The following is a 12,436-nucleotide window of genomic DNA, read 5'->3' as shown; positions in this document are numbered from 1 at the left end:
GCTGAGCTACCGCGCCCTCGCCGACCGAGTTGGCGCACTGGCTTGCGACTGGCGCGACGCGGGCCTGCGCGCCGGAGACAGGGTTGGCATCGCCGCCACCCGGTCTGTCGACACCATCGTGGCCATCCTGGCCGCAGTCGAAGCGGGGCTGGGCTATGTGCCGCTCGACCTGGGCTACCCCGCTGAACGCCTTCGAGCCATGCTGACCGACGCGCAGGTGCGTGCCGTCGTGGGCGATCCGGCCGCGATCGCGACGCTGGAAAACCTGGTGGGTGAAGTCCCCACGCTGGCCCAACCGGCCCCCGCGGGCACGATGCCTCATGCCGGCGATGGCGACGTGCTCTATGTGCTGTTCACATCCGGATCGACCGGGCGGCCCAAAGGCGTGGCCATGGGGTGTGAGCCCATCGCCCACCTGATCGCCTGGCACCGATCACACGCCCGCCTTGGACAGCCCGCGCGCACCCTGCAGTTCGCGCCCCTGTCTTTCGACGTGCACGCGCAGGAGATCTTCTCCAGCATCGCCACAGGCGGCACGCTGGTCCTCATTCCCGATGCCCAGCGCCGCGACCCTGCCCAGTTGCGCCAAGCCATGGCCGACCTGCGCGTGGAGCGCCTCTACCTCCCCTATGTCGCCCTTCAAATGCTGGCCCAGGCCGATGGCGATGCCGCCCTGGCAGGCCAGATGCCCCTGCCCTTGCGCGACGTGGTGAGTGCCGGTGAGCAACTGCAGGTCACCCCGGACATCCGTGCCTTCTTTGCGCGCCACCCCGGCGCGGCCCTGCACAACCATTACGGCCCGACCGAGAGCCACGTGGTCACCGCCGTCACCCTGAGCGGCACGGCGGACAGCTGGCCCGACATCCCGCCCATCGGCCAAGCCCTGCCCCATGTGGCCATTCACCTGCGCCCCAGTGATCAGGCCCCCGAGCCCGGCGTGGGCGAGCTCTTCCTCGGTGGGCCTTGCCTGGCGCTGGGTTACCTCGGCCAACCCGAACTGAGCGCAGAGCGCTTTCTGGACGGCGTCGACGGTGAGCCTGGCCGCTGGTATGCGACCGGCGATCTGGTGCGGTGCGCCCCGGATGGCACCCTCACCTACCTGGGCCGAGCCGACCAGCAACTCAAGGTTGACGGCTTCCGCATCGAGCCCGGCGACATCGAGCTCGCCCTGATGGCACACCCACTGGTGCAGGACGCCGCCGTGACCGCCCCGGAATGGCCGCAGGCCGGACGCCTGCTCACGGCCCACCTGGTGCTGCGTGCCGACGCCCATGTCCCGGGCGCCCCCGAACCGGGTCCCGCCACCTGGCGGGCCTGGCTGCAAGGCCGCCTGCCCGACTACATGGTGCCGCTGCGCTACGTGCTGCTCGACAAGCTGCCCACCACGCCCAGTGGCAAGATCGACCGGCGACAACTCCCGCTGCCCGCGGCCTCGCCGGCATCCGCCCCGCTCTCGCAGGACGCGCTCGGTTCGCCGCTGGCCCGCATTCGCCAACTCTGGATGGCGCTGCTGGGCCTGACCGAACTGGCGGACGAGGCCAACCTCTTCGACGTGGGCGCCCGTTCGCTGCTGGTGATGCGCTTCGTGGCCCAGGCCAAGGCCGAGGGCCTGCCCCTGGCCGTGACCGACGTCTACGACCGCCCGACCGTGGCAGGTCTCGCGTCGGTGCTCGCGAATGCCGCTGCGGGTGCAGATTCGGGCGTGAGTGGTGGCTTTTCGCCGCGCTCTGCGCAACCCAGGCAAGGGCGCACGGTTGCCGGTGAGGGCATCGCCATCGTCGGCATGGCCATCCGCGCCGACGACGCCCGCGACCTCGACACCTTCTGGGCCAACCTGCTTGCGGGCAAGGAGGGGGTACGCCGCTTCGCGCCACATGAAATCGACCCGGCCGTGCCCGAAGCCCTGCGCAGCCAACCCAATTTCGTGGCCGCCCGCGGCATGCTGGCCGACGCAGACCGCTTCGACGCCGCGTTCTTCGGCATCTCGGCCCGCGAGGCCACGGTCATGGACCCGCAGCAGCGCCTGTTCCTGGAACTGTGCTGGTCGGCCCTGGAAGACGCGGGCATCGACCCCAGCCGCAGCAACGCCAGGGTGGGCGTCTACGCCGGCAGCGCCAACAACAGCTACCTGCCCGCCATGCGCGCCGAACAGCCGGCGTTGATCGCCCAGCATGGCGAGTTCGCCACCATGCTGGCGAACGAGAAAGACTACATCGCCACCCGCGTCGCTCACCGGCTCAATCTGAAGGGGCCCGCAGTCTCGGTGCACACGGCCTGCTCCACCTCGCTGGTGGCGGTCACCCAGGCCTGGCACGCCCTGGCGCAAGGCCAGTGCGACGTGGCCCTGGCGGGCGGTGTGAGCCTCGTGGTGCCCCAGGCTGGGGGCCATTTGCACGTGGAAGGTGGCATGGAGTCGGCCGATGGCCGATGCCGCCCCTTCGACGCCCTAGCCAGCGGCACGCTGTTCGGCAGTGGCGGCGGCGTGGTCGTGCTCAAGCGCCTCTCGCAGGCCCTTGCCGATGGGGACCCGGTCTATGCCGTGATCAAGGGCGTCGGCCTGAACAACGACGGTGGCGAGAAGGCCAGCTTCACGGCCCCGAGTGTGTCGGGCCAGGTCGAGGTCATCCGCATGGCACTGGACGAGGCCGGCGTGAACCCGCGCAGCATCGGCTTCGTGGAAGCCCACGGCACCGGCACCGCCCTGGGTGACCCGATCGAGGTCGCCGCGCTCACCCGAGCCTGGTCCCGAGACACCACCGACACCGGCTTTTGCCACCTGGGCTCTGTCAAGGGCCATGTGGGCCACCTCGTGGCCGCCGCAGGGGTGGTCGGCCTGATCAAGGCAACGCTGGCCCTGCAACGCGAGCAGGTGCCCGGCACCCTGCACTTCGAGCAGCCCAATCCCCAAATCGACTTTGCCCAGACCCCTTTCGTGGTCAGTGCTCAGAACCAGCCATGGCCGCGGGGCGAAACGCCGCGCCGCGCCGCCGTGAGCTCGTTTGGGGTGGGAGGCACCAACGCCCACGTGGTGCTCGAAGAACCCCCGCGGACCACCACCCCGAGCCCGCCGCCCCATGTTCAGGCCGATGTTCAGCCTGACGGGCCGCCCCTGGCCGCGGAATGGATCCTGCCCCTGTCGGCCAAATCGACCGAGGCCGTTCAGCGCCGCGCCAGGCAATTGGCCGAGTGGCTCTCGGCCCACCCTGAGGCCCAGCTGGCCCAGGTTGCGGGCACCTTGATGCGCGGACGCCAGGCCATGCCCCACCGCCTGAGCGTGATCGCCCGTGATGTGGCCTCGGCCATCGAGGCCTTGCGCGCGCCCCTGGCCGTGCAGCATGCGCGGTCGGTGCCGCGTCTGGTCTACCTGTTCCCGGGTCAAGGCGCCCAGCATCCAGGCATGGCCCGGGGCCTTGTCGACAGCCTGCCCGCCTTCCGCCTGGCTTTTGACGAGGTCCTTGCCGCGGCCCCGGCCGAATTGGCGGCCCGCCTGCGTCACCTGCTCACCAAGGCGGCCCCCGATGACGAGGCGGCTGCCGCAGAACTGGCCCAGACCCACCTGGCCCAGCCTGCGCTGTTTGCCATGTCCTGGGCCTACGGTGCCTGGCTGGACAGCCTGGGTCTGACGCCCAGCGCCATGATCGGCCACAGCATTGGCGAGTACGCGGCCGCCTGCCGCGCAGGTGTGATGCGCCTGCCCGATGCCATGGCTGCCGTCGTGGCGCGGGGTGAGGCCATGTTCGCGCAAGCGCCCGGTGCGATGTTGGCGGTGCGGGCCAGTGCCGAACAGGTCCAGCCGCTGCTGCCCGCCGAGGTGGACATCGCCGCGCTGAACGCGCCCCAGCTCACCGTGGTGGCGGGGCCCCACGAGGCCATCGACGCACTGGCCGCGACCTTGGCCTCACAGGACATCGGCAGCACCGCACTCAAGGTGTCCCACGCCTTCCACAGCGCCGCCATGGACGGGGCCTTGCCTCTGGTCCAGGCCGCCTTGTCGCGCTGCGCCCTGCAGCCCCCCCGCACCACGCTCTACTCCTGTGTGAGCGGCGAACGCCTGGGCGCCGAAGCCACCGATCCCGCCTACTGGGCGCGCCAGGTGCGTGCGCCGGTTGCGTTCAGCCGCGCCGTGCAGGCCGAGCTCGCCCAGGGAGAGGCCGTGTTCGTGGAAGTGGGTCCCAGCCAGGCCCTGGCGGCACTGCTGCGTCAGCACCGTACGCCCCAGGGGGCCGCGCCCCGCGTCGTGTCACTGGCGGGCGGCGCACGCTCGGCCTCCGAGCCCAGCCGTCATGCCCTGATGGCCGTGGCCCAGCTCTGGAACCTGGGCGCCGACCTGGCCTGGCCCGTGCCCGCCTCCGCCCCTCGCCTGCACCTGCCTGGCTACCCATTCGAAGGCCCACGTCACTGGTTCGAGCGCCGCACGCCCGCGCCCACCGCCACGTCGGCCGCCCACTTGTCCGCCTCCACCCCGGTGGTGACGGCTTCCTTGCCCCTTGCGCCCCCACCCGTCATGAGCCGCCTACCTCGCCTTGAACAGGAACTCACCCGGATCCTCACCGATGTCGCCGGCATCCCCGCCGACGAGGTGACGCGCGACGCCACCTTCATGGACCAGGGACTGGACTCCCTCTCCCTGACCCAAGCCACGCTGGCCCTGGAAAAGGTGTTTGGCCTGAAGCTGCGCTTCCGCCGTCTGCTGGAGGACCTCGACACCCTGGGCAAGCTGGCCGCCTTCCTGGACGCCGAACTGCCATCCGACCGCTTTGCTCCGGCGCCGGCCACCGGCCCGGCCGCCCCCGTTGCGCCACAGGCATCACCGCCCGCAGCCGCTGTCATGGCCATGTCTCCGGCCTTCCCTGTTCTCAACCAGCCGGCACTCGCCTCCGGGGATGCCGTGCACCAGCTGATCCAGCAGCAGATGCAACTGATGGCGCAGCAGCTGGCCCTTTTGTCCGGCCAGCCATTGGCCACGACCGCCCCCGCCCAGCTGCCCACCACAGTGGTCTCTGCCGAACCAAGCAGCGCCACCCGCAGCACCATCTCGACCTCGCCAGCCGCCGCCGGCAGCCCAGTGGTGCCTGTTGAAACGACGGCGCAGCCGACCAAGATGGCGCTGGTCGAAAAGCCCTTCGGCGCCTCGGCCCGCATCGTGTTGCAGGCCAACAAGGACTTCACCCCCGCCCAGCAGGCCTGGGTCGACGATTTCATCCAGCGCTACAACCAGCGCACCGGGCGCTCCAAGGCCTTCAGCCAGCAGCACCGCAAGCTGATGTCCGACCCGCGTGTGGTGACCGGCTTCAACCCACTCTGGAAGGATCTGGTCTACCCCATCGTGGCCGATCGCTCCGAAGGCGCCCGCGTCTGGGACATCGATGGCAACGCCTACATCGACCTCCTATCCTGCTTCGGCGCCAACTTCCTGGGCTACAAGCCCGCCGACGTGACCCAGGCCATGATCGAGCAGCTGCAACGCGGCATCGAAGTCGGGCCTCAGCACCCCCTGGCCGCTGACGTGGCGCAACTCATCAGCGAATTCACCGGCATGGAGCGGGTGGCCTTTTGCAACACCGGCTCCGAAGCGGTGATGGGCGCCATGCGCATGGCCCGAACCGTCACGGGTCGCCAGAAAATCGCCATCTTCAACAACAGCTACCACGGCATCTTCGACGAGGTGGTGGTGCGCGGCACCAAACAGTTGCGCTCGCTGTCGGCCGCGCCGGGCATCCTGGCCAACGCGGTGGAAAACATCCTCGTGCTGGACTACGACAGCCCTGCTTCGCTGGAGGTGCTGCGCGGCTGCGCCCACGAACTGGCGGCCATCATGATCGAGCCGATCCAGAACAAGTACCCCACGCTGCAGCCGCGTGCCTTCGTGCAGCAGTTGCGCGAGATCGCCACCCAGGGCGGTGCGGCCCTGATCTTCGACGAGGTCGTGACCGGCTTCCGCGTGGCACCGGGCGGCGCCCAGGCCTTCTACGGGGTCCGCGCCGACATCGCCACCTACGGCAAGATCATCGGCGGCGGCCTGCCCTTTGCCGCCATCGCCGGTGGCACGCTCTGGATGGACGCGCTCGACGGCGGCCACTGGCAGTTCGGCGACGACTCCTACCCCGAAGCGGGCGTGACCTACTTTGCTGGCACCTTCGTGCGCCACCCCCTGGCCCTGGCGGCGGCCCATGCCACGCTGCTGCACATCAAGCGCGGCGGCCAGGCGCTGTACGACACGGTCAACGCGCGCACGCAGCGCATGGTCGATCGCATCAACGCGGCTTTCGCCGCCTGTGGCGCACCCGCCAAGGCGGTGCACTGCGCGTCCTTGTGGCGTCTGAGCTGGGACGACAATGTCCGCCACATCAGCCTCTTCTATTACCTCGCCCGTTTCCGCGGCCTGCACCTCTATGAGCAGTTCGGCCACTTCGTGACCGAGGCCATGTCCGACGCCGACACCGACCAGATCGCCGACACCTTCATCGGCGTGATGACAGAGCTGATTGGACTGGGCCTGATCGAGCCGCGCGGTGGACACGATGGCGGCGGTGGTGGCGGCACAGGTCTGCCCGGCAACGCGGCCCCACAGGGCGGCACCCGTCCGGCGGTGGTCCATGGCCAGGTCAGCGAGACTCGCCCGGCACCCACTGCCGGGCCCCTGCATCCAGGCCAGACCGAACGCTGGCTGGCTGCGTCCTTTGACGCCGGAGCCTGTCGCGCCCTCAACGAGGCCTTCTGCCTCAGCCTCTCCGGCCCGGTGAACCACACCGCCCTGCATCATGCCCTGACCGACGTGCTGGCCCGCCACGACGCCTTCCGCATCGCCTTCGACACGGCAGAACCCCTGCAACGCGTCCAGGCCACAGCCCAGGTCGACATCCAGGAACTCGACCTGCGCCAGGAGACCGACGCGGATCTGGCCCTCGAGCACTTCTGCCGCGAAGCCAACCGCCGCGATTTCGCGCTGGACCGCGCGCCCCTGGCCGCCGCCAGCCTGCTGCGCCTGGCAGACGGCCGCTCGGTGGTGCACCTGGTGGCCAGCCACCTGGTTTTCGATGGCTGGGCCGCCAGCGTCTTCAACGCCGACCTGGCCCAGGCCTACCAGGCCCGCTGCGCAGGCGCCGCCCCGCAGTGGCCACCCGCCGAATCCCCCCTGAGCTTTGCCCAGGCCGAGGCCGAACGCTTCGAAGCCGCCGAAGGACAGGAAAGCCTGGCCTACTGGACGCAACAGCTTCGCAACCCGCCGGCCCCGCTCAGCCTGGGTGACCTGAGCCCCGGCGGCCCTCGCCAGTTCAAGGCCGACACCGTCCGCGCCACGCTCGACGCCTCACTCACGGCTGCCTTGCGCCAGCGCGCTCGCCAGTCGGGCGCCACGGTCTTCCAGATGCTGCTCACGGCGGTGACCATCCTGCTGCGCCAGCAAGGCGGCCAGCGCGAGTTCGTGGTCAGCGTGCCTTACGCCTCGCAGGCCCTGGCCCTGCACGGCCCGCTCCTGGCCGATGGCGTGCTCGACCTGCCCCTGCGCCTGCATGCCGACGCGGGCGACACCGCCCAGGACGTGCTGGCCCGCGTGCGCCGCCAGGTGATGGACGCCATGGACCAGCCCGTGGTCACCCAAGGCACCGTGGCCCGCGCCCTGGGCATCCGCAGCGCCGGCGACCGCCCCCCCTTCTCCTCCATCATCTTCAACCTGAACCCCAAGGTGCCCCTGCCCTACGATGCGGCCCTTCAGGCCAACATGATCGAAGGGCATCGCCAGTTCCTGCTGAGCGAGCTGCTGTTCAACTTCTACGACCAGGGCGAGGTCATCACACTTGACCTTCACCACAGCGCAGAACACTTCAGCCTGGCCAAGGCCCAGTCCCTGACACAGGCCTTGATCGCGCAATGCCGCCTCCTGGTCGAATGCCTGGACGAGCCCATTGCCCTCACCCCCCCCGAGGCGATCGACCTCGTGGACCCTCGCATCCGAGCCTGGAATGCCGCCACCGTGATGCCACGCCATGCGCCGGGCCGGGTCGACCAATGGATCAGCGCCCAGGCCGCGCGCACGCCCGACGCCATCGCCCTCGTGGCACAAGGGCAGCGTCGCACCTACGCCGAGATGGCCCGCCGCGCCGCGCAATTCGCCCAGGTCCTGCATGCACGGGGCGTGAAGCAAGGGGATCTGGTGGGCGTGAGCATGGGCCGCGGCATCGAACTCGTGCCGGCCCTGCTGGGCATCTTCCAGGTGGGCGCCGCCTACGTCCCGCTCGACCCCAACTTCCCTGCCGAGCGCCTGCGCCAGATGGCCGAAGACGCGGAACTGAGCGCCGTCATCACCGAAGCCGCCCATGCGGGGCTGACCGGCCTGCCGCGCGCAGCCCAGGTCCGCATCGACGACGACCGAGCCCTCATCGACCAGGCCAGCACCGCCCCGCTGCCCGATGGCGCGCGCGACGACAGCGACGCCCCCTCCTACGTCATCTACACCTCGGGCTCTACCGGCAAACCCAAAGGCGTGGTGCTGCGTCAGTCGGGCCTTGCCAACCTGATGACCAGCATGCTGCGCGAGCCCGGCATCACCGCCCAGGACCGCCTGCTCGCCGTGATCACCCTGTCTTTCGACATGGCCGTGCCAGAGCTCTTCCTGCCGCTCACGGTGGGCGCCCGCGTGGTGATCGCCCAGCGAGACGACACCATGGACGGCGAAGTGCTGTCCGCCCTGATCGCCAGCGAAGGCATCAACGTGATGCAGGCCACGCCGACCACCTGGCACATCCTGGCCGATGCCGGATGGCAACCACCGAAGGGCTTCAAAGGCATGACCGGCGGCGAACCCCTGTCGCCCGCCCTGGCGCGCCACCTCCTTGAGGCCGGCGTCGAACTCTGGAACCTCTATGGCCCGACCGAAACCACGGTCTACGCCACCGGGGGGCAGGTCACCAACCCGAGCCGCATCACCATCGGCCGACCGGTGGACAACACCCAGGCCTGGATCCTCGACGAGCACCTGCAACCCTGCGCCGTCGGTCAGGAGGGCGAGCTCTGCATTGGCGGCCACAGCCTGGCCGTCGGTTACCTGAAGCGGCCGGAGCTCACCGCCGAGAAGTTCATCGACCACCCCCTGGTCACAGAACCCGGCGGCAAGCTCTACCGCACCGGCGATCTGGCGCGCTGGGCGCCCGATGGGGAGATCGAGCACCTGGGCCGCATGGACTACCAGATCAAGATCCGGGGCTACCGCATCGAACTGGGTGAGATCGAAGCCCAACTGGCGGCCCAGCCCGGCATCTCCCGCACCGTGGTGATGGCCCGTGAAGACACGCCCGGCGACATCCGCCTGGTTGCCTACGTCGTGCCCCAGGTTGGCCACCAACCCGACGGCACGGCCCTGCGTGCCACCCTGCGCACGGTGCTGCCGGACTACATGGTGCCGCAGGCCGTCGTGGTGCTCGAGACCATGCCCCTGCTGCCCAACGGCAAGACCAACCGCAAGGCCCTGCCAGCCCCCGCGGCCGAGGCTCTGCCCCTGGCGCCCACCGGCACCCCACCGGCCAGCGCGCTGGAGCGCTCCGTGGCCCAGGCCATGCAGACCGTGCTGAAAACCGGCCCCCTGAGCCTGGAGGACGACTTCTTCGGCATGGGCGGGCACTCCCTGCTGGCCGCCCGCCTCATCGCCCTGCTCAACAAGGAATGCGGCGTTCACCTCCAACTGCGCGCCCTGTTCGAGTCTCCCACCGTGGGCAAGCTGGCCGCCAGCATCGCCCGCCAGCAAGGCGCCGATGCACCGCCCCTGCGTGCCCCACTGGTGCGCCGCGCCGACCGCCGCCAGGCACCGCTGACCGTGATGCAGCAACGCGTGGTCTTCATGGAAGAGATGCAGCCAGGCCGCGTCGTCTACCACGCCCCCTCGGCCCATCGCCTGCGTGGCCCGATGAACCTGGCCGCGTTCAACCAGGCCTACAGGCACATGGCCCAGCGCCAGGAGGCCTTCCACACCACGATCGAGCGCCATGGCGGCGAGCTCGTGCAACGCATGCACCCCGAGCGCGTCCTGCCCGACCTGCCCCTGCTGGACCTCGGCCACCTGCCCCAGGCGGAGCGTGAAGCGGCCATGCTGGCGCACATGAACGCCCTCGTGGCCGAGACCTTTGCGCTCGACCAGGCCCCGCTCATCCGCAGCCACCTCTACAGGCTGGCCGAGGACGAGCACGGCTTCTTCCTCATGGCCCACCACATCGTGTGGGACGGCGCCTCCTTCGACGTGCTCTACCGCGAGCTCTCTGCCCACTACGACGCCTTCGCCAAAGGACAGCCTTCGCCCCTGCCCGAACTGGCCTTCACCCATGGCGACTTCTGCGCCTGGCACCGCGACTGGATGGGCAGCGAAGAAATCGCCCAGCAACTGCGCTTCTGGGAAAAACAGAACCAGAGCCATCCGCCGCAGCGCCCCGCCATCGCTGACCGTGTGCGTCCGGCTCAGCCCACGGGCGAAGGTGCCACCGCCTTCCTGAGCTTCGAGGGCAGCGATCTCGAGGCCATCCGCGCCCTGGCCCGCCGCACCGGCAGCCCGGTCAGCGTGGTGTTCATGGCGGCCTACGTGGCCCTGATGTCCGAATGGCTGTGCGACCCGGCGCCAGGCATCGGCCTGCCCGTGCGCGGACGCCCCCAGCCCGAGCTCGAACAGGTCATGGGCTTTTTCAACAACATGCTGCCGCTGCGCCTGAGCGTCCCCAGCGAAGCCAGCGGGCTCGAGGCTGTGCGCGCCGTACGCCAGCAGATCACCGACGCCCTGGCCAACCAGGATGTGCCTTTCGAGCTGATCGCCCAACACCTCAGGCTCAAGAGCGGTCGCCTCTACCAAGTGCTCTTCAATTACCAGGACGTGCGCGAGCGCATCCTGCAATGGGGCCCACTGCAGCATGAGCGCATCAACCTCGACCGCTACGGTGCCACCGAGGACCTGAACTTCTGGCTGGTGGAAGAGGCTGACCGCATCGCGGGCGGCTTCCAGCACGACACCGACGTGATCCTGCCCGCCACCGCCGCAGCCCTGTGCGACCGCTACAGCACCCTCGTGCGCCGCCTCGCCGGCCAGCCCGACCTGCCCTTGTGGCAGGCCATGGCCCCATCGGCTACCGAGCAGGCCCTTCTGGCACGATTTTCTCGCACCCACCTCGATACCGCCCTGCCATCACCTGAGGCCGATCCGCTGGGCGCCTTGCAAACCCTGGCGACCCGGAGCCCGGACACGGTCGTGTGGCGCAGTGGTGAGCGCACCCTGGTGGCCGCGGAACTTCAACACCGTGTGACGGCGTTCGCCCACACCCTGAGCGCCGCCCTCGGCAACCAGGCGATGCCGCAATCCACCGGCCACGTCGCCGTGGCGCTGACCGATCCGGTGGGCCAGCTCGTGGCCTGCCTGGCGACCCTTCAACGCGGGCTGCGCTGCCAACCCCTGCCCGCATCCTGGCCTGAGCTCGCGATGCAGCATGGCCACTGCGTCGCGCTGGTCACCGACACCACCCGCCAGGCGCCACAGGGCGTCACCTTGTTGGCGGGGCACCAGGTGCCAGGCTACCCCCTGCAAGCGACGGTGGCCGCCTCGGCTGCCCCCGAACCCACGCTTCGCCAGGCACCACCGCCCTTGTCGCCCGCGCAGAGCCAGGCCCTGGCGACCCGCCTCCTCCAGCTCACCGGTCTGAAGTCAGGCGGGGGCGTGCTGGCGGTCGACGACGGCAACCGCGGCCTCCTGTTCGCGCTGGCCCTCAGCGGCCTTGCCGCGGGCGCGGAGCTCACCCTGCTGCCCGGCCTTGGCGACGGACAGACATCGACCCTGGCTGCGCCCCAATCCACTGCCGGCGTGCAAGTGGCCAGCCTGGGGGCACAGTCCGGAGCCACGGCACTGGCGGCCCCCCTCTCCCCACAGACCATCCTGATCGCCGAAGTGGGCACCACCGATCCGGCGGCCGTGCAGGCCTGGCTCGCTGGCGGCCTGAAGGTGCTCTCGGTGTTCTGCGCGCAAGGCATTGGCGCCCCCCTTGCTGCAGGCTGGGTCACCGAGCAGGCCGACACCGGCACCTGCGGTCAACCCCTCCTCGACGCCTTCACCCTCCAAAACCAGGCCGGACGCACCCTGGGTCTCAACGCACCCGGCACTGTGCACCTCGGCGCAGATGCACTCGCCTGGCCCTGTGGCGATGCCCTGCGCTGGCGAGCCGATGGGGTGCTGCAGTGGTCCGATGCCCCCAGGGCACCGCTCCCGCTCGTCCGTCGCCCCGTGGTGGAATCGGCGCAGGTCAGCGCCCCAAGCGTCACGCCGCTGCCCGCTTCCGGCACGGCCACGGCCACCCGCACCCAGATTCCCCCCCTGGACGCCGACGCCGCCGTCGCGGCCATGGCCGCCATCTGGGCCAACCTGCTTCAGGTGACCGACATCGGCCCTCAGGACAACTTCTTCGAGCTCGGCGGC

Annotated in this window: 1 protein-coding gene; it reads left to right on the top strand. The window is 70.0% G+C overall.

The genetic code is table 11. The annotated features are described in order from the left end of the window. Nucleotides 1–12,436, top strand: a 12,436-nt coding sequence (locus QZ994_RS15120; RefSeq protein ID WP_290873402.1) for a non-ribosomal peptide synthetase/type I polyketide synthase, incomplete at both ends; no start/stop codon positions are given.

Source organism: Aquabacterium sp., from assembly GCF_021768455.1.
In the GTDB taxonomy this organism is placed as follows: domain Bacteria; phylum Pseudomonadota; class Gammaproteobacteria; order Burkholderiales; family Burkholderiaceae_C; genus Aquabacterium.
Note: the sequence above shows the minus strand (reverse complement) of the source record. Positions and strands in the feature narration are given on the sequence as shown.